General features: G+C 72.0%; 17 protein-coding genes. 7 read left to right on the top strand and 10 right to left on the bottom strand.

Annotated features, from left to right (window positions below; translation table 11 throughout):
- Positions 1 to 7: 7 nt before the first annotated feature.
- Genes hypF through FXF65_RS43170 form a run of 4 tightly spaced genes read right to left on the bottom strand, consistent with a single transcriptional unit; the run spans position 8 to position 4,108 of the window.
- Positions 8 to 2,293, bottom strand: a complete 2,286-nt coding sequence (gene hypF / locus FXF65_RS43155) for a carbamoyltransferase HypF (protein ID WP_148356289.1) — start codon at positions 2,291 to 2,293, stop codon at positions 8 to 10.
- A 6-nt stretch (positions 2,294 to 2,299) separates the two neighbouring features.
- Entirely contained in the window at positions 2,300 to 2,947 is a 648-nt protein-coding gene (locus FXF65_RS43160) for a D-sedoheptulose-7-phosphate isomerase (protein WP_148356290.1), read from the bottom strand.
- The gene (locus FXF65_RS43165) at positions 2,944 to 3,714 is read right to left on the bottom strand and encodes an SIS domain-containing protein (protein WP_148356291.1); all 771 of its coding nucleotides are present in this window, start codon (positions 3,712 to 3,714) and stop codon (positions 2,944 to 2,946) included. The genes FXF65_RS43160 and FXF65_RS43165 overlap by 4 nt, the downstream gene beginning before the upstream one ends.
- A 34-nt stretch (positions 3,715 to 3,748) precedes the next feature.
- Positions 3,749 to 4,108 carry a helix-turn-helix transcriptional regulator gene (locus FXF65_RS43170; protein ID WP_148356292.1) on the bottom strand — a complete coding sequence of 120 codons (360 nt, stop codon included), beginning with the start codon at positions 4,106 to 4,108 and terminating at the stop codon, positions 3,749 to 3,751.
- A gap of 276 nt (positions 4,109 to 4,384) precedes the next feature.
- Between FXF65_RS43170 and FXF65_RS43175 the strand changes: the two genes are divergently transcribed.
- The 4 genes from FXF65_RS43175 to FXF65_RS43190 all read left to right on the top strand — a co-directional run bounded on the left by FXF65_RS43175 (position 4,385) and on the right by FXF65_RS43190 (position 8,748).
- Positions 4,385 to 6,547 carry an MMPL family transporter gene (locus FXF65_RS43175; protein ID WP_148356293.1) on the top strand — a complete coding sequence of 721 codons (2,163 nt, stop codon included), beginning with the start codon at positions 4,385 to 4,387 and terminating at the stop codon, positions 6,545 to 6,547.
- A gap of 117 nt (positions 6,548 to 6,664) precedes the next feature.
- Entirely contained in the window at positions 6,665 to 6,931 is a 267-nt protein-coding gene (locus tag FXF65_RS43180) for a metal-sensitive transcriptional regulator (RefSeq protein ID WP_148356307.1), read from the top strand.
- Between the two features lie 45 nt (positions 6,932 to 6,976).
- Entirely contained in the window at positions 6,977 to 7,369 is a 393-nt protein-coding gene (locus tag FXF65_RS43185; protein ID WP_148356294.1) for a DUF302 domain-containing protein, read from the top strand.
- A gap of 86 nt (positions 7,370 to 7,455) precedes the next feature.
- Positions 7,456 to 8,748 (top strand): cryptochrome/photolyase family protein, encoded by a 1,293-nt coding sequence (locus tag FXF65_RS43190; protein WP_148356295.1) that lies wholly within the window; start codon positions 7,456 to 7,458, stop codon positions 8,746 to 8,748.
- Between the two features lie 90 nt (positions 8,749 to 8,838).
- On the opposite strand, the gene FXF65_RS43195 is transcribed toward FXF65_RS43190, so the two are convergent.
- Genes FXF65_RS43195 through FXF65_RS43205 form a run of 3 tightly spaced genes read right to left on the bottom strand, consistent with a single transcriptional unit; the run spans position 8,839 to position 11,362 of the window.
- A complete protein-coding gene (locus FXF65_RS43195; RefSeq protein ID WP_148356296.1) occupies positions 8,839 to 9,471 on the bottom strand; it encodes a 3-oxoacid CoA-transferase subunit B in 633 nt (210 codons plus the stop codon).
- 2 nt (positions 9,472 to 9,473) lie between these two features.
- Positions 9,474 to 10,169 (bottom strand): 3-oxoacid CoA-transferase subunit A, encoded by a 696-nt coding sequence (locus FXF65_RS43200; RefSeq protein WP_148356297.1) that lies wholly within the window; start codon positions 10,167 to 10,169, stop codon positions 9,474 to 9,476.
- Complete coding sequence (locus FXF65_RS43205; protein ID WP_148356298.1) at positions 10,166 to 11,362, bottom strand: thiolase family protein; 1,197 nt, start codon at positions 11,360 to 11,362, stop codon at positions 10,166 to 10,168. The genes FXF65_RS43200 and FXF65_RS43205 overlap by 4 nt, the downstream gene beginning before the upstream one ends.
- A 72-nt stretch (positions 11,363 to 11,434) precedes the next feature.
- Here FXF65_RS43205 and FXF65_RS43210 point away from each other — a divergent pair, with 72 nt between their 5' ends.
- A complete protein-coding gene (locus tag FXF65_RS43210; RefSeq protein ID WP_148356299.1) occupies positions 11,435 to 12,346 on the top strand; it encodes a LysR family transcriptional regulator in 912 nt (303 codons plus the stop codon).
- Here the strand turns inward: FXF65_RS43210 and FXF65_RS43215 are convergent.
- Positions 12,312 to 13,136, bottom strand: a complete 825-nt coding sequence (locus FXF65_RS43215) for an IclR family transcriptional regulator (protein ID WP_148356300.1) — start codon at positions 13,134 to 13,136, stop codon at positions 12,312 to 12,314. The two genes, FXF65_RS43210 and FXF65_RS43215, sit on opposite strands and share 35 nt — an antisense overlap.
- Positions 13,137 to 13,328: 192 nt before the next feature.
- On the opposite strand from FXF65_RS43215, the gene FXF65_RS43220 reads away from it, so the two are divergent.
- The gene (locus FXF65_RS43220; RefSeq protein ID WP_222869067.1) at positions 13,329 to 14,039 is read left to right on the top strand and encodes an MSMEG_1061 family FMN-dependent PPOX-type flavoprotein; all 711 of its coding nucleotides are present in this window, start codon (positions 13,329 to 13,331) and stop codon (positions 14,037 to 14,039) included.
- Position 14,040: 1 nt separating this feature from the next.
- Positions 14,041 to 14,982, top strand: a complete 942-nt coding sequence (locus FXF65_RS43225) for a PDR/VanB family oxidoreductase (protein WP_222869068.1) — start codon at positions 14,041 to 14,043, stop codon at positions 14,980 to 14,982.
- Positions 14,983 to 15,052: 70 nt separating this feature from the next.
- On the opposite strand, the gene FXF65_RS43230 is transcribed toward FXF65_RS43225, so the two are convergent.
- Positions 15,053 to 16,195 (bottom strand): branched-chain amino acid ABC transporter permease, encoded by a 1,143-nt coding sequence (locus FXF65_RS43230; protein ID WP_148356301.1) that lies wholly within the window; start codon positions 16,193 to 16,195, stop codon positions 15,053 to 15,055.
- Positions 16,195 to 17,079, bottom strand: coding sequence for a branched-chain amino acid ABC transporter permease (locus FXF65_RS43235; RefSeq protein WP_148356302.1), 885 nt, complete (start codon positions 17,077 to 17,079; stop codon positions 16,195 to 16,197). Before FXF65_RS43235 ends, FXF65_RS43230 begins: the two co-directional genes overlap by 1 nt.
- Positions 17,080 to 17,198 lie beyond the last annotated feature (119 nt).

Raw genomic sequence — 17,198 nt, forward strand, 5'->3', positions numbered from 1 at the left:
CACCACCTCAGGCCGGTTCGAGGAGCCCGGCGCGGTCGCGGGCCGCCGCGACGACCGCCTGACCGAGGGATATCCCGCCGTCGTTGGACGGCACCCGGGAGTGGACGAGGACCTGGAAACCGTCCTCCTCCAAGCCCTCGACGACCCGCTCCAACAACGTCAGGTTCTGGAACACGCCTCCGGAGAGAGCGACCGCGCCGAGGCCGGTGCGTTCCCGCAGAACGCCCGCCGACACGACGACGGCCCGCGCCAGCCCGTTGTGGAACCGGGCGGCGATCCGGCCCACGGCGACGCCGGAGAGCAGATCGTCGACGACGCCTCGCACGAGGTCGCGACCCTGGATGACCAGCGGGTTCTCGTCTCTCACCGTCACCGGATACGCGCCGCGTTCCTCCGGCGCGACCCGCTGCTCCAGTTCGATGGCGGCCTGGCCTTCGTATCGCGCCACGTCCCGGACGCCGAGAATCGCCGAGACCGCGTCGAAGAGGCGTCCGGCGCTGGAGGTGAGCGGAGCGTTGACGCCCTTCCGGGCCAGCGCGGCGACCGCGTCCCACCGCGCACGGTTCCGTCGCGCCAGATCCAGTTCGGGAACGGCGTCGCCGTAGGCCGCGAGGAGATGCGCCGCCGCCATCCGCCACGGTTCGCGGACGGCCGCCGCGCCGCCCGGCATCGGCACCGGCTCCAGATGGCCCGCCCGCCGGAATCCCACCAGGTCCGCGATCAGCAGCTCGCCGCCCCACAGGGTGGCGTCGTCCCCGAAACCGAGCCCGTCGAAGGCGACGCCGATGACCGGGCCGCTCGCATTGTTGTCGGCGAGGCAGGACGCGATGTGGGCATGGTGATGCTGAACGGCCGTAACGTCCACGCCCGTCAGGTCCAGCGCGTATTTCGTCGACAGATACTCCGGGTGCAGGTCATGAGCGACGATCCTGGGCGTCACGTCGAAAAGGCGGCGGAAGTGGGCGATGCCCTCGATGAACGAGCGGAGCGTCTCGTAGTTCTTCAGATCTCCGATGTGATGGGACACGAACGCCCGGTTTCCCTTGGCCACGCAGAAGGTGTTCTTCAACTCGGCTCCACACGCCAGGACCGGGCGAGGGAACGGCTGGGCAGTGGTCAACGGGGCGGGCACATATCCGCGTGAGCGCCGGACGAGCAGTTCTCTTCCGCGGAAAACGCGGACCACCGAGTCGTCGGTGCGCACCTGAATGGGCCGGTCGTGCGTCAGGAACCCGTCCGCGATGCCCGCGAGCCGTTCCAGCGCGTCGTCGTCGCGGCAGACGATCGGCTCGTCGGACACGTTGCCGCTCGTCAGGACGAACGGGCGGCCGAGACGGCGGGCGAGCAGGTGGTGCAGGGGCGTGTAGGGCAGCATCACCCCGAGTTCCCGGTTCAGCGGCGCCACCGCGTCCGCGACCGGGGCGTCCGGAAGGCGCGGCGCCAGCAGGATCGGACGGCGCGCTCCCGCCAGCACCCGTTCGCCGACCGGGTCCAGCCGGACCAGTCTCCGCGCCCACGCCAGATCGGGGGCCATCAGCGCGAACGGCCTGTCCTCCCGGTGCTTACGGCGGCGCAGTGCCCGGACGGCCCGCTCGTCGTCGGCGAGGGCCGCGAGGTGGTAACCGCCGAGCCCCTTGATCGCGAGAATGCGGCCCTGCCGGAGCCATTCGGACGCCATTGCCAGGGGCTCCCCGTCGGCCGGGACGCCGTCCGGCCCGGTGAGCCGAAGCGACGGACCGCATTCAGGGCAGCACACCGGTTGCGCGTGGAATCTCCGGTCGGCGGCGTCGGCGTACTCCCGCGCGCACGCCTCGCACATTCCGAACGCGGCCATGGTCGTGTTGTGCCGGTCATACGGGACGTCCGCGACGATGGTGAAACGCGGCCCGCAATCGGTGCAGTTCGTGAACGGATAACCCGACCGGCGGCCCGCCGGGGCGACGGTCTCCGCGACGCATTCCCCGCATGTCGCCATGTCGGGAGAGACCAGCGCGGAACGCGCCGCGGCGGGCGGGCTCGGCACGATCCGGAAGCCGCGCTCCGCCACCGGCGCCGTCGGTTCGGCCCGCACCCGCTCGACCATCGCCAGCGCCGGGGCCCGCCGTTCGAGATCGGCGAGAAAACCGTCCAGCTTCGCGCGGTCGCCTTCGATCTCCGCGAAGACGCCCTCCGCGTCATTCCCGACGAAGCCCGAGACGCCGTATTCAGACGCCAATCCGGAGACGAAAGGACGGAACCCGACGCCCTGCACGATTCCCTCGATACGGAGACGGAGCCGCGCGACCGTGGCCATCGCGTCTCACGACCGTCCGCGCAGCACCCACTGGGTGAGTTCCCAGAGCACGTGGTAGAGCGTCGTCTGCGCCTCCTGGATCCGGTGCACGGACGAGGAGGGCACGACGAAGAGATAGTCGACCGTTCCGGCCTGCGCCATTCTTCCGCCGTCGTAGCCCGCGAAGCCGACCGTGAGCATCCGCCTGCGGTTCGCCTCCGCGAAGGCGCGCAGCAGGTTCTCCGAACCGCCGCTCGTCGACAGGCCCATGGCGATGTCCCCGGCGCCCGCGAGCGCGGCGAGCTGGCGCGCGAAGGCCACGTCGAAGCTCACGTCGTTGGACAGGGCGGTCACCGTGGCGACGTCGTGGGGAAGGGAGACCGCGGGCAGCGGCCTGCCCTGCGGAGGCGGGCCGACGTGCAGCTCCTCGATCTGCCGCGCGTCCGTGCCGCTGCCGCCGTTGCCGAAGGCGAACAGCCGGCCGCCGTCCTCGAAGCACGCGGCCATCCGCCGCGCGCACTCGACGAGCCGCTCACCGTGCAGGTCGGCGAGGGACTCCCGCAGCGCGACGATCTCGGCTGCCTTCTCCTCCGTGGACGCGCGCACGTCCGCGAGCACGCCGGAGCCGTCGCCCTGTTCCGGGGACAGGAACGGATACAACGATTCCGGGTTCATCCCGTCGGCTCCCCCAGCACGGCGATGGCCTCCTTGGCGTGGACCAGGACGGTGTCCCCCGGCCCGGCGTCGACCAGCGCCAGACTGATCTCCTCCGGGCCGTTCTCCGTCTCGACGATCGCGAGGCCGCCGTCCATGACCTCACGCACGCGAACCGGGACCGCCGTGTCGGAACAGGTGACGCAGACGTCCTCATGGCATTCCGCCGCGAACCGCTCCGGCGACCCCTGCCGCTCGATGAAGACATGAACCAGTTCCCACAGGATGTGGTAGGCGGTGACGTGCAGTTCCTTCACCACGCACGGATCGTCGGACCGGGCGATCAGGGCATGGTCGACGGCCTTGTCACCGGCGATGTCGCCGCCGTCCCCGCCGACCAGGGCGACCGTCAGCGCCCCGACCTCACGGGCGGCCCGCAGGGCCTCCAGGACGTTCGCGCACCGGCCGTCGGGCGAGAAACCCAGGGCGATGTCCTCGGGAGAGGCGAGCAACCGCAACCGGTCGGCCGTCGCGGCGGTCAACGCGAGCGCGGGCAGGGCCGGCTTCCCGACGACGACCGGGTGCAGGAACTCCACCGCGACATGCTGGGCGTCCGTCGCCGCGCCGCCCTCGCCGAACGTGATGATCTTGCCGTCGCGGCGGAAGCGCGCCGCCATGTCGCGGCAGGCCGCGGCGATGAGGTCCGCGTCCGCGCCGAGGGCCCGCCCCGGGTCGGCGCGCCGCCGGAAGGCGGCCCGCACGGCCTCCTCCGCCGTTTCTCGTGCCATGTCCAGCTCCTCAGGGCCGATCTCAGGGACGATCTCAGGGCCGACCGAACGCGACGGCCTTCGTACGGGAGGTCCTCGTCCACAACGACAGGAAGGTGTCGAGCACGCCTCCGAACTCGGCCAGCTCCTCCATCCGGTTCTTCAGATACGCCGAACCCGCGGGAGTGAGCTCGTACAGCCGCCGGGCCGGTCCCGCGTCCGAGGGCATCCACCTGGACGTCAGGAGCAGCTCGCGTTCGAGGCCGCGCAGGACCCGGTACGCGTGGCCGGGCTCGACGTCCGCCAGGCCCATCCCCGCCAGCCGGTCGATCAGGTCGTAGCCGTGCCCCGGCCGCTCATGGATGAGGACCAGGAGGAACGGCCGGAGCCTGCTGCGGATCTCACCGCCGCACACGGCCACTCCTCCCCGGCGGCGGCCCGGTCGCCCCGCCCGAACATGATGGTCACGACTCACGAACGTGGATCAGCCGACGCCGTCGAGCACACCGGTCCCTGGATATATGTCGCTCAGCGACACGGCTAACCGGGCCGATCTCCAAGCAACACCAGGACCTCAAGATCTTTTTAAGGCCCGCGCCATCCGCGGTTGATACCCCTGGGGGTATCTCTGGTACGGTGGGCGGCGATAGATACCCCCAGGGGTATTTGTGCGCGTCCAGGAGGAGAACGCATGCGAGCCGAGTCAGGAGACGCCGCCGGCTCGGCGGCTGTGAGCGCGGCGCCCGTCCGTCCCGGGCCGCTCGGGCGCCTCGGTGTCTGGGCGGCCACCCACGTCCGGCTGGTCCTGCTGGCATGGGTGGCGGTCGTGGCCGTGCTCGGCGCGTTCGCCCCGCAGGTCAACTCCGCGCTGTCCGGCGCCGGGTGGCAGGCGAACGGGTCGGAGTCGGTGGCCGTCCGCGAACTCGCCCAGCGGCATTTCGGCGGCAACGCGTCGTCGGCGCTGCAGGTGGTGGTCTCCGCCGACCGTCCCGTCAGCGACCCGGCCGTGCGGCGGGTCGTCGACCGCGCCACCGGGATCGTCCAGCGGGATGCCCGGATCGCCGCCGTCGTCCCGCCCCGGCCGGGCGCCACGATCAGCGCGGACGGGCGCACCGCGATCGTCCTCGCGGGCGCCAAGGCCGACCCGAACACCATGGTCCGCGCCGCCGACGACCTCAAGGGGCCGCTGTCCGCGCTGTCCGGGGACGGGGTGCGCGTGAACGCCACCGGCGCCTCGGTGCTGTGGAGCGACTTCAACACCGCCAACCACGACGCGATGATCAAATCGGAGGTCGTGTCCTGGCCGGTGACCCTCGCGATCCTGGTGCTGGCCTTCGGGTCCCTGGTCGCCGCCGGGCTGCCGCTGCTGCTGACCATGGCCGGGCTGGCCGCCTCGGCCGGTTCCCTGGTCCTGCTCACCCACCTGATGCCGATCTCGATCTGGGCGATGAACTTCGCGATGATGTTCGCCCTCGCGCTCGGCATCGACTACGCGCTGTTCCTGGTGATGCGCTTCCGCGGCGCCCGGATGGGCCGCGCGCGGACGAGCGTGGACGCCGTCGCCGAGACGATGGACACCGCGGGGAAGGCCGTGCTGCTGTCCGGCGCGACCGTGCTGGTCAGCCTGTCGGCCGTGCTGCTGGTGCCCTCGCCTGCGTTCCGTTCCATGGCCGGCGGGATCATGCTCGCCGTGGCGTTCGTGCTGGCCGCGACGCTCACGCTGCTCCCCGCCGTGCTGGGCAGGATCGGTCACCGCGTCGACTCGCTGGCGCTGCCGTGGGTGCGCGCGGGCGAGCACCGGTCGCCGCGGTTCGCCGCCTGGGGACGGCGCCTGTGGCGCCGCCCGGTCCTGTTCGGCGGCGCGGCCCTGATCGTCCTGCTCGCGCTGGCCGCCCCGGTGCTCGGGCTGCGCACCGCGATGCCGTCGATCAACGTGCTGCCCGGGGACGCGTCCGCCCGCGCGGGGTACACCGCCGTCCAGCACGGCTTCGGCCCCGGCGCCCCCGGAACCCTGCAGATCCTCACCCCGACCGGTCAGGCCGCGACCGTCGCCGACCAGGTCGGGGGCACACCCGGCGTCGCCGGGGTGATGCCCGCGCAGCCCGCCGCGGACGGCTCCGGCTGGTCCCTGATCCAGGCCGTCCCCGCCGCGGACCCGTCCGACCCCGCCCTGGCGTCGACGGTGGACGCCCTGCGCGCCGACCTGCCGCACGGCTCGCTGGTCGGCGGCGCCGCGGTGGAGAACCTCGATCTGCAGGACCTGCTCACCCAGAAGACCCCGCTGGTGATCGGCGTCGTCCTCGCCCTGGGGTTCGTGCTGCTGCTGCTCGCCCTCCAGGCGCCGTTGATCGCGGCCCTCGGGACGCTGGCCAGTCTGCTGTCCACCGGCGCCGCGTTCGGCGCCGCCCGGCTGATCTTCCAGGACGGCCACGGCGCGGGGCTGCTCGGCTTCACCTCGCAGGGCTTCCTGGACGGCTGGGCCCCGGTGTTCTTCTTCGCCATGATCTTCGCCATCGCGATGGACTACACCGTGTTCCTGCTGGCCTCCGCCAAGGAGCACTTCGAACGCGGCGGCGACCCGCGCGAGGCCATGGTCGGCGCGCTGGCGCACTCCGGCCGGGTCGTCTTCGCCGCCGCCGCCGTCATGGTCGCCGTCTTCTTCACCTTCGCCCTCTCCGGGCCGCTGCCGCCGAAGGAGATGGGCGTCGTCCTCGGCGTGGCGGTCCTGCTCGACGCCGCGCTGGTCCGCCTGGTCCTGCTGCCGGTCCTGCTGCGGCTGACCGGCCGTGCGGCCTGGTGGTCGCCCAGGTGGCTGCGGCGCGCGCTGCCGCGAGTCCGGTTCTCCCACGACTGATCCGGGCCAGGGGGCGGCCGGGCGCCCCTGATCCCCCGATCCCGGCCGTCCCGCAGTTATACCCCGGGGGGTAATATGGGGAGCGAGTCCGCAGCGAACGGAGGCACGACCATGGGCATGAGCGTGGACGAGGAGTCGATGGGCGCGGTGCTCAACCGCCTGCGCCGGGCCCAGGGCCAGCTGGCCGGGGTCATCGCGATGATCGAGGCCGGACGGGACTGCAAGGACGTGGTGACCCAGCTCGCCGCGGTCTCCCGCGCCCTGGACCGCGCCGGGTTCAAGATCGTCGCCAGTGGCATGCGGCAGTGCATGTCCACCGCCGACGGTGCGGCGCCCCCGATGACCGAGGAAGAACTGGAAAAGCTGTTCCTGGCGCTCGCCTGACCGGAGGCGGCGGCCACCGCACAGCTCGACGGAGGGGACGACACCATGGAATACGCCTTCACCATCAGCCTGGACCTGCCCTACGAGGAGGCCGTGCCCCGAGTGAAGGAGGCGTTCCAGGCCCAGGGGTTCGGCACGCTGACCGAGATCGACGTCAAGGCGACCCTCAAGGAGAAGATCGGCGCCGAGATGGAGGAGTACGTCATCCTCGGCACCTGCAATCCCCGCCTCGCCCACACCGCCCTCGACGTCCAGCGCGAGATCGGCCTGCTGCTGCCGTGCAACGTCGTCGTCCGGGCCGCCGACGACGGGTGGACTCTGGTCCAGGCCCTCAACCCGCAGGTCATGGTCGCCGTCCCGGAACGGGACGAACTGCGGAGCGTCGCCGAGGACGCGGAGACGCGCATCCAGGCCGCCCTGCGCTCGCTCACCGCCTGACCGGAAGAGCCTGCGAGAAGTACCCGGCGACGACGGCCCGAGTGGTGCGGCAACCGATCAGGGAGGTCGCTCCGAAACCTCTGGTGATGAGTACTTCGGTGCTGCTGTTCACCCGCGACCTGCGGGTACACGACAACCCCGCGCTGGCCGCCGCGTCCGAGGCGGACCACGTCGTTCCGCTGTTCGTCTTCGACGACACGATCCTGGGCGGCCGCTTCGCGGCTCCGAACCGGGTCTGCTTCCTCCTCGACAGCCTCGCCGACCTCCGCGCGTCGCTTCGTGAGCTGGGCGGCGACCTGGTGGTGCGGCGCGGCGACCCGGTCGCCGAGGCAGGCCGGCTGGCGAAGGAGACGCACGCGAGCGCGCTGTTCCTCGGCGACGAGCGGTCGGCGTACGCGACCCGGCGTCTCGCCCGGCTGCGCGGCCTCGACCTGGACGTCTCGGCGTGCCCCGGCGTCACGGTGGTCCCGCCCGGGGACCTCGTTCCCGCCGGTGGCGACCACTACCGGGTGTTCACCCCGTACTGGCGTGCCTGGGAGGCGGCGCGATGGCGCCCGGTCGCGGACCCGCCCCGGGACGTCCGCCTCCCGCCGGGTGTCAGGCCGGGGCCGCTGCCCCGGCGGGCCGACCTGACGTCGGGAGCGCCTTCCCCGGACGTCGCGCCCGGGGGTGAGCGGGCGGGACGCGAACGCATGGCGGCGTGGCTGCGCGCGGACGCGGCGGACTACGAGCGCGTCCGCGACGACCTCGCCGCCGATCGCACGTCCCGGCTCGGCCCGTACCTGAAGTTCGGCTGCGTGTCGCCGCGGGAGCTGGCGGAGGCGAGCCCGGACGCGGTCCGGCGACAGCTCGCCTGGCGCGACTTCCACCACCAGGTCGCCGCCGCGTTCCCCGGGCTCGCGCGGGACGACTACCGGCCGCGCGGACAGCGCTGGAACCGGGACGAGGACGCGCTCGCCGCGTGGTGCGACGGCATGACCGGCGTCCCGATCGTCGACGCCGGGATGCGGCAGCTCCACCGGGAGGGTTTCATGCACAACCGCGCGCGGCTCATCACCGCGTCGTTCCTGACCCGCGACCTCGGTATCGACTGGCGGCACGGCCTGCGCCACTTCAACGACTGGCTCACGGACGGTGACGTCGCCGACAACGCGGGGAACTGGCAGTGGGTGGCCGGGACCGGCAACAGCACCCGGCCGGGCCAGACCATGAACCCGCTGCGGCAGGCGTCCCGGTTCGACCCCGGCGGCGACTACGTCCGCAGGTACGTGCCCGAACTCGCCGACATCGACGGCCGGCGCGTTCACCGGCCCTGGACGCTGCCCGCCGCCCGCAGACGAACACTCGACTATCCACCGCCCATCATCGACCTCGAATGACGGGAACCCGGCGCACGCCCAGCGTGAACGGAACCGAAAACGCAGCCATGTTCCTCTCCTCAGCTGCCCGGCCCGGCGCAGGCCCAGGCGTCAGGAGATCGTGAGCGGGACGGGCAGGCGGGCGCGGAGTTCGTCGGGGGTGATTCCGAACGACTCCCGGAGGGTGGCGCCGTCTGGGCCTACGTCTATTACCGCCACGTCGGTGTAGATGCGGCTCACGCACGCTACGCCGGTCAGGGGGTAGGTGCATTCGGGGACGAGTTTCGACTGGCCCTGCTTGTCGAAGAGGGTCATCATCACGAAGACCTGTTTGGCTCCTATGGCCAGGTCCATCGCGCCGCCGACGGCGGGGATCGCGTCGGGGGCGCCGGTGCTCCAGTTCGCCAGGTCGCCGGTCGCCGACACCTGGAAGGCTCCCAGGACGCAGACGTCGAGGTGGCCGCCGCGCATCATCGCGAAGGAGTCCGCGTGGTGGAAGTAGGAGGTGCCCGGGAGCTCGGTCACCGGGACCTTGCCGGCGTTGGTGAGGTCCGGGTCGATCTGGTCGCCGGTCGCGGCGGGGCCCATGTTGAGCATGCCGTTCTCGGTGTGCAGGACGATGCCGGAGTCGTCCGGGAGGTGGTCGGCGACCTTGGTCGGGCGGCCGATGCCGAGGTTGACGTAGGAGCCCGCCGGGATGTCGCGGGCGACGACCGCGGCGAGCTGGTCCGGGGTCAGGGACATGGTCAGCGCGCTCCTTGGACGGTGTAGCGGCGTTCTTCGACACGCACCACGCGGTCGACGTAGATGCCGGGCGTGACGACCGCCTCCGGGTCGAGGGCGCCCGCGGGGACGACCTCGCCCACCTGGACGATCGTGGTCGCGGCGGCGGTCGCCATGACGGGGCCGAAGTTCCGGGCGGTCTTGCGGTAGACGAGGTTGCCCATCGTGTCGGCGCGGTGGGCGCTGATCAGCGCCACGTCGCCCCTGATCGGGTACTCCAGGATGTGGACGCGCCCGTCGATGGTCCGGGTCTCCCTGCCCTCGGCGAGCGGGGTGCCGACGGCGGTCGGGCAGTAGAAGGCGCCGATGCCCGCGCCGGCGGCCCGCATCCGCTCGGCGAGGTTGCCCTGCGGGACGATCTCCAGCTCGATCCGCCCGGCCCGGTACAGCTCGTCGAAGACGTAGGAGTCGCTCTGCCGGGGGAACGAGCAGACCACCTTGCGGACCCGTCCGGCCTTGAGCAGCGCGGCGAGGCCGACGTCGCCGTTGCCGGCGTTGTTGGACACGATGGTGAGGTCCGTCGCGCCCTGCCGGATCAGCCCGTCGACGAGGTCGAACGGCATGCCGGCGAAGCCGAAGCCGCCGACCAGGACGGTGCTGCCGTCCTCGACCCCCTGGACGGCCTCGTCGATGGTCTCCAGGATCTCGGTGCGGCTCACGCGCGTGCCTCCGTGCTCTCCAGGTCCGTGTTCTCCAGGACGGTCGCCAGGCCCTGCCCGACGCCGATGCAGATGGCGGCGACGCCCCAGCGCTCGCCGCGCTCGCGGAGCACCTTCGCGAGCGTGCCGAGGACGCGGGCGCCGCTGGCCCCGAGCGGGTGGCCGATCGCGATCGCGCCGCCCCGGGTGTTGACGATCTCCGGGTCGACGCCCCAGGCGTCGACGCAGGCGAGGGACTGCACGGCGAACGCCTCGTTGAGCTCCACCGCGCCGACCTGGTCCCAGCCGATCCCGGCGCGGGCGAGGGCGCGGTTCGCCGCCTCGACCGGGGCGTACCCGAAGTCCTGCGGGTCGAGCGCGAACGCGCCCCGTCCGGCGACGCGGGCGAGGGGTTCGAGGCCGAGCCGGTCGGCGGCCTCGGCCGAGCCGAGCAGCAGGGCGGACGCGCCGTCGCTCAGCGGCGAGGCGTTGCCGGCGGTAATGGTGCCGTCGGCGCGGAAACTCGGTTTGAGCGCGGCGAGCTTCTCCAGCGACGTGTCGGCGCGGACGCCCTCGTCGCGCTTCAACCCCCCGGTCGGGACGACGAGGTCGTCGTAGAAGCCGTCGTCCCAGGCGGCCGCGGCGAGGCGGTGCGAGCGCAGCGCGAACGCGTCCTGTCGCTCCCGGGTGACGCCGTACTTCTCCTGGAGGAGTTCGTTGGCCTCGCCCAGGGAGACGGTCCACTCCTTCGGCATGCGCGGGTTCACCAGCCGCCATCCGAGCGTCGTCGAGACCGCGGTGACGTCGGCGGCGGGGAACGCCTTGCGCGGCTTCGGGAGCACCCACGGCGCGCGGGTCATCGACTCGACCCCGCCGGCGATCACCACGTCGGCGTCGCCCGTGTCGATCGTCCGGGACGCGATCATCGCCGCGTCGAGGCTGGACCCGCACAGGCGGTTGACGGTCGAGCCGGGGACGCCGGTCGGCAGCCCCGCGAGCAGCGCGGCCATCCTGCCGACGTTGCGGTTCTCCTCGCCCGCGCCGTTCGCGTTGCCCCAGACGACCTCGTCGATCGCGGCCCGGTCCAGCCGGGGCGCCCGCTCCAGCAGCGCGGTGATCACACCCGCCGCGAGGTCGTCCGGCCGGACGTCCGCGAGGGCGCCGTTGAACCGTCCGAATGGCGTCCGGACGGCCGAGTACAGATAGGTGCTCATGCGATCGAGGTTAGGTGACCTGCCTTGATACAGTGAAGTATCAATATTCGCTGCAATTGAGACGTTCACGATATGGATCTGCGTCACCTCCGGTACTTCGTCACGGTCGCCGAGGAGCTCCATTTCGGACGCGCGGCCGAGCGCCTCAACATGGCCCAGCCGCCGCTGTCGCAGGCGATCCGAAGGCTGGAGGCCGACCTCGGCGTGGAACTGCTCCACCGCAGCACCCGCCGCGTCACCCTCACCGACGCGGGCCGCGGCTACCTCGCGCGGGCCCGGAAGATCCTCGGCGAGGTCGACGACGCGGCGCACGAGGCCCGCCGGGTCGCGGCCGGGGCCGTCGGCCACCTCACGATCGGCTGCGTCGGCACCGCGACCTACAGCCTGCTGCCCGCCCTCTCGCGGGGCCTGTCGACAGAGCTGTCCGGCGTCGACTTCTCATTTCGCGGCGAGATGCTGGTGCCCGACCAGGTCGCCGCGCTGCGTACGGGCGGGATCGACCTGGCGCTGCTCCGGCCCCCGATCACCGACGCGTCCCTCACCGTCCTGCCGCTGCGCCGCGACCGGCTCGTCGTCGCGGCGCCCGCCGACCACCCGCTCGCCGCCCGGCGCCGGATCGGGATCGGCGACCTGGCGGACGCCGACCTCATCGTGCACTCGGCGGACCGCCGGTCGGTGATGTACGACGTGGTCCTCGGGCTCTTCCGCGACGCCGCCGTGGAGCCGCGGATCCGGCACGAGGTCGGCGAGACGTCCACCCTCGTCACGCTCGTCGCCGGTGGCCTCGGCGTCGCCGTCGTCCCGGAACCTGTGACCGCCCTGGCCCTCGACGGCGTCGTCTTCCGTCCGCTGGCGCGGCCCGCCGTCACGGTCGACCTGGCGATCGCGCACAGGACCGACCGCGACGAATCCCACCTGCTCCGGGCCGTCTCGGTCGTCCAGCGGATCGTCAGCGGTGGTCGGAGTCGATCGCCAGCTCGGTGACGAGGGTGCTGATGGCGCGGGCGGTCTCGACGACCTGGGGGGCGATCACGTCGCGCAGTTCCGTCTTGTCCAGGGGGCGGGCGATGGAGACGTTGATCGCGGCGATGGGACGGTCGGACGCGTCGAAGACGGGCGCGCCGACCCCGCGGATGCCGAGGACCATCTCCTCGTCGTTCAGGGAGTAGCCGCGGCTGCGGACGCGGTCGAGCTCCTGGGTGAGCTTGCCGAGGTCGGTGATCGTGTACTGGGTGACGGCCTCCAACTCGCCCCCGCCGAGGATCTGCTCGACCTCCTCGCGGGGCAGGAACGCGAGGATCGCGCGTCCCAGCGAGGTGGCGTGGACGGGCAGCCGGCTTCCGACGAACAGCCGCAGCGCCAGGAGGTCGTCGTTGAGCAGGCGCGCGACGTAGACGACCTCCGCGCCGCTCAGCAGCGCCATGTTGACCGTCTCGCCGGTGCTCTCGCGCAGCCGCTGGAGATAGGGGCGCGCCATTTCCGACAGTTCCCGGCTGCTCAGTGCCGCGCGCGCCAGCGAGATCGCCTTCAGGCCGGGACGAAACGTCCGCGACTGGGTCTCCTCCAGATAGCCGAGATTCAGTAGCGTCTGGCAGAAGCGGTACGCGGTTGCGCGGTTCAGTTCGGTCAACGAGGCGATCTCGCTCGTGGTGAGCTCGGGACGCCTCTCGTTGAACAGCTCCAGGATGGCGAGAGCGCGCGAGACGGACTGGATGCCGTCCTTCTTGCCGCCTCCGGCATCACCAGGCGAATTTTCGTTCGATGTGCGAGCCACAGGCACGATGGTAGCCCACCGCGGCGGACGGCCGCATTCCGCGCGCGACGCGCTCGGCGGCCACCCGCGCCGAACGGCGTCCTGTCAGCGACAAGTCCCCCGCAGCGGAGGCTCGCGGCGAGCACCGGAGCCGAGCGCACGCCGGGACGGGCGGACCTTCTCTGGCCAGGTAGCGCAGAGTATGCTCACGATATGAGCGTGCAGTCGAATCGTGAACAGATCCGGCTCGCATCCGAGGGGCGCCGGGGAACCGCCGCCGACGGTGCGGTCGCGACCCCGTGGCGGACGGCCCACCGGCGGCTCGGGGCCGCGGAGATGCGCGGCCTGCTGGGCGAGCCCGACCCGGAGACCCGGCTGAAAATCATCGATCACCTCGATCGGAATTGCCTGGCCTTCATCGCCCACTCGCCGTTCTGCTGCATGGCCACCGCGGACGCTTCCGGCGCGGCCGACTGCACTCCCCGCGGCGACTATCCCGGTTTTGTCCGCGCGCTCGACGAGCGGACCCTCGTCATCCCCGACCGGCTCGGGAACAAGCTGGGCGACTCCTTCTCCAACATCGCCGAGAACCCGCACATCGGGCTCCTCTTCTTCGTTCCGGGGGCGGTGGAGACCCTCCGCGTGAACGGGCGCGCGTACATCACCGACGACGAGGACCTGCGGACGATGCTGGAGCAGGACGACGTGCGTCCCGAGCTGGCCACCCTCGTCGAGGTCGACGAAGCCTATCTGCACTGCGGCCGGTCGCTGCTGAGATCGCGGCTCTGGGAGGACGACATGCGCGACCTGGCGCGCGAGATCCCGTCCCCCGGCACCTTCTGGGCGGACGCGGCGGCCACGGAGGGGCTCGACGCCGAACGGCTCGATCGCCTCTTCGACGACGGCTACCAGGAGCTCTACTGAGATGATGATCCGTGAAGGCGGCCGCCTGCTGACCGTGACGGGCATCGACCGCCCGGCCCGCGACATCGTGTCCCTCCAGCTCGCGGACCCGGCCGGGGACCCGCTTCCGGAATGGGAGCCGGGCGCCCACATCGACGTCCAGCTGATCACGCGCCATCTCCGGCAGTACTCCCTGTGCGGGAGTCCCGCCGACAGGTCCAGCTACCGGATCGCGGTGCTCAAGGAGCGCCTGTCCCGGGGCGCGTCCGCCTACATGCACTCGTACCTGCGCGTCGGCAAGCAGGTGCGCGTGTGGGAGCCGCGCAACCACTTCGTGCTGCGACCGGCGGAGCGCTACGTCTTCCTGGCCGCCGGTGTGGGGATCACGCCGATCCTGCCGATGGTCAAGCGGGCGCGGGACGCCGGGATCCCGTGGAAGCTGGCCTACAGCGTCCGGACCCTGGAGGAGGCCGCGTTCCGCGACGAGCTGGCCGAGCTGGGCGAAGCGGTGACGCTACAAGCCACGAGCACCGAAGGGCGACTGGACGTCCGCGAGTACGTCGGCCCGTTCGAGGACGGCACCGGCGTCTACTGCTGCGGCTCCCCCGGCTTCGTCGAGGCCGCGGAGGAGGCCGTCGCCGGGTGGCCGGCGGGAGCCTTCCATGTCGAGCGCTTCCTTCCTGTTCCGAGGGACTTCGGCCCGAGCGAGCCGTTCGAGGCCGTGTGCGCGCGGTCGGGGCTGCGGGTGCCGGTGGACGCCGGGGTCAGCCTCCTCACCGCGCTCCGCCGCGAGGGCGTGCGCGTGGCGGGCGGCTGCCTGAAGGGAGTGTGCGGCTCGTGCGCCGTCACGGTGCTGGACGGCGTCCCCCAGCACCGGGACTCCCTGCTGAACGCCGACACGGCGGACCGCATGCACGCCTGCGTCTCCCGCGCCGCCACCCCGGAGATCGTCCTGGATATCTAGGTCCTGGATGTCTAGAGCCGCGAAAGAGGGGGAGGCGCCAGGGCGCCTCCCCCTCCGACGTTCTCCGGCCTCACTCCTCGGCGGCGACCTCGGCGGGCGACCTGACCGGCGGAGCCGCTGCCCCGCTCTCCGCCGCCCCGGTCTCCGCCGGTGCGGCCTCCGGAGGCGCGGGCGTCCGGCCCTCGAACTGCACCTCCGAGGCCCCGAGCAGTCCGCTCGGCCGCCACCGCAGCATCAGGATCAAGGCGACGCCCAGCGCGGCGAACGAGATCCCGCTCGGCGCGTGGATGTCGAGGCCGCCGATCGACACACCGCTCTCGACCTTGCGCAGCACCTCGTTGATGACGGTGATCACGGCCGTGCCGAGCAGCGCCCCGCTGATGCCCCCGATGCCTCCGACGATCGCCATGGCGATCACCAGGACGAGCTGCGGGATGTAGAACGAGCCGGGAGAGAAGGCGGTGAGCAGCTGGGCGTACAGCGCCCCGGCGACGCCGGTGATGAACGCCGACAGGACGAACGCCCAGAGCCGCGAGCGCAGCACCGACACCCCGGCCGCCTCCGCCGCGGCGGGCTGGTCCCGGACGGCGCGGGCCCGCAGCCCCGCCGCCGACCACTTGAACCACGCGCTCAGCACGACCACCACGGCGAGGCTCGCGTAGACCCCGGCGAACGTCGTGTTCTCCGGGACGCCGAACAGCGACTGCGGGCCGCGCGTCAGCGGCGTCGCCTGGGCGAGCACGTTGCTGACGATGATCAGCAGGCCCAGGGTGGCGATGGACGCCGCCGCCCCCGACAGGCGCATCAGCGCGGGCCCGGTGAGCAGCGCGAGGAGCGCGGCGACGGCGCCGCCGATCAGCAGCGCGGGGAGGAACCCCACCTCGAAGCCCGCCAGCGGACCCGGCAGGTCCGGCAGGGTGACCTCCTTGTCGATCACCGGCATCGCCGCGATCCCGCCCGCGTACGCGCCGACGGCCATGAAGGCGACGTGGCCGAACGAGACGATGCCGGTATTGCCGACGAACACCTGGAACCCGATCACCAGGATGGCGTTGATGCCGAAGAGCAGGACGATCTCCGCCATCGTCGGGGCCATGAACAGCAGGGCGCCGAGCAGCGTCACCACGCCCGCCGCCAGCAGCGCCCCGGCCGTCGCGCCGAGGCGTCCGCGCAGGTCGGGCGGGCTGTCCTTGCGCAGTGCGAGCCTGACCATCAGGCGGCCTCCGTTCGGGCGCCGCTGAGCCCGCCGGGCCGCAGCACGAGTAGGGCGATGACGACCGCGAAGACGATCGCCTGCGCGTAGGTGATCGCGCCGGACGGGAGGACGACGTTCATGGCGACCTCGATCCCGCCGAGCGCGAGCCCGCCGAGCATGGCGCCCGAGGTGCGTCCGAGCCCGCCGAGGACGATCGCGATGAACGCCTTCAGGGTGGGCTCCAGGTCGGACCGCGGGGTCACCGCGCCGACCTTGGCGAACCAGAGCAGCCCGACCACCCCGGCGATCGCGCCGCTGATCGCGAAGGCGATCATCAGCACGCGGTCCGGACGGATCCCCATCAGCCGGGCGGTCTCCGGCGACTCCGCGGCGGCGCGCAGGTGCGCGCCGAACGGGGTGCGGTGGAGCAGCCCGTAGAACGCGGCGACGACGATCGCCCCGCCCGCGATGGTGACGACCTGGAGCACCGGGACGCGCAGCCCGCCCGCCGCGATGACGCCGGTCAGGAAGTCCGGGGTGTTCAGCACCCGGGGCTTCTCACCGAAGATCAGGATCGCGATGTACTGCATGATCAGCAGGACGCCGAACGAGGTGATCAGCAGGGTGATCTGCGGCGCGCCGATGAAGGGCCGGAAGGCGACCCGTCCCATCGCCATCGACAGCGCGGTGACGAACAGGATGCACAGCGGCACCACCAGGACGAACGGCAGCCCGGCGTCGACCAGGACGCAGGCCCCGTACCCGCCCCACACCAGCAGCAGCCCGTAGGCGAAGTTGATCAGGTTCATGACGCTGAACACCAGCGTCAGGCCGAGGGCGAGCAGGGCGTAGGTGGAGCCGACGCTCAGGGCGTCGAGCACGTGCTGGACGAGTGCGGTCACTACTGGACCCTCCTTGGTGCGGGCACTGGAAGAGTGCTCGTGGTTGGATGCCGGTGAGAGCCGGGGTGACGGCCTGGGTGCGGTGGCCCCGTGAGGGCCGCAATGACACTGCCGCCCCC

This window comes from Actinomadura syzygii, from assembly GCF_008085905.1.
Taxonomy (GTDB): Bacteria; Actinomycetota; Actinomycetes; order Streptosporangiales; family Streptosporangiaceae; genus Spirillospora; species Spirillospora syzygii.

Coding starts and splice junctions, on each gene's coding strand:
- FXF65_RS43185 (WP_148356294.1), top strand. CDS start 6,977: ATGGAATACGCCTTCACCATCAGCCTGGACCTGCCCTACGAGGAGGCC.
- FXF65_RS43205 (WP_148356298.1), bottom strand. CDS start 11,362: ATGAGCACCTATCTGTACTCGGCCGTCCGGACGCCATTCGGACGGTTC.
- FXF65_RS43160 (WP_148356290.1), bottom strand. CDS start 2,947: ATGAACCCGGAATCGTTGTATCCGTTCCTGTCCCCGGAACAGGGCGAC.
- FXF65_RS43180 (WP_148356307.1), top strand. CDS start 6,665: ATGAGCGTGGACGAGGAGTCGATGGGCGCGGTGCTCAACCGCCTGCGC.
- FXF65_RS43220 (WP_222869067.1), top strand. CDS start 13,329: ATGAGCGTGCAGTCGAATCGTGAACAGATCCGGCTCGCATCCGAGGGG.
- hypF (WP_148356289.1), bottom strand. CDS start 2,293: ATGGCCACGGTCGCGCGGCTCCGTCTCCGTATCGAGGGAATCGTGCAG.
- FXF65_RS43190 (WP_148356295.1), top strand. CDS start 7,456: ATGAGTACTTCGGTGCTGCTGTTCACCCGCGACCTGCGGGTACACGAC.
- FXF65_RS43175 (WP_148356293.1), top strand. CDS start 4,385: ATGCGAGCCGAGTCAGGAGACGCCGCCGGCTCGGCGGCTGTGAGCGCG.
- FXF65_RS43210 (WP_148356299.1), top strand. CDS start 11,435: ATGGATCTGCGTCACCTCCGGTACTTCGTCACGGTCGCCGAGGAGCTC.
- FXF65_RS43225 (WP_222869068.1), top strand. CDS start 14,041: ATGATGATCCGTGAAGGCGGCCGCCTGCTGACCGTGACGGGCATCGAC.
- FXF65_RS43165 (WP_148356291.1), bottom strand. CDS start 3,714: ATGGCACGAGAAACGGCGGAGGAGGCCGTGCGGGCCGCCTTCCGGCGG.
- FXF65_RS43195 (WP_148356296.1), bottom strand. CDS start 9,471: ATGTCCCTGACCCCGGACCAGCTCGCCGCGGTCGTCGCCCGCGACATC.
- FXF65_RS43230 (WP_148356301.1), bottom strand. CDS start 16,195: ATGGTCAGGCTCGCACTGCGCAAGGACAGCCCGCCCGACCTGCGCGGA.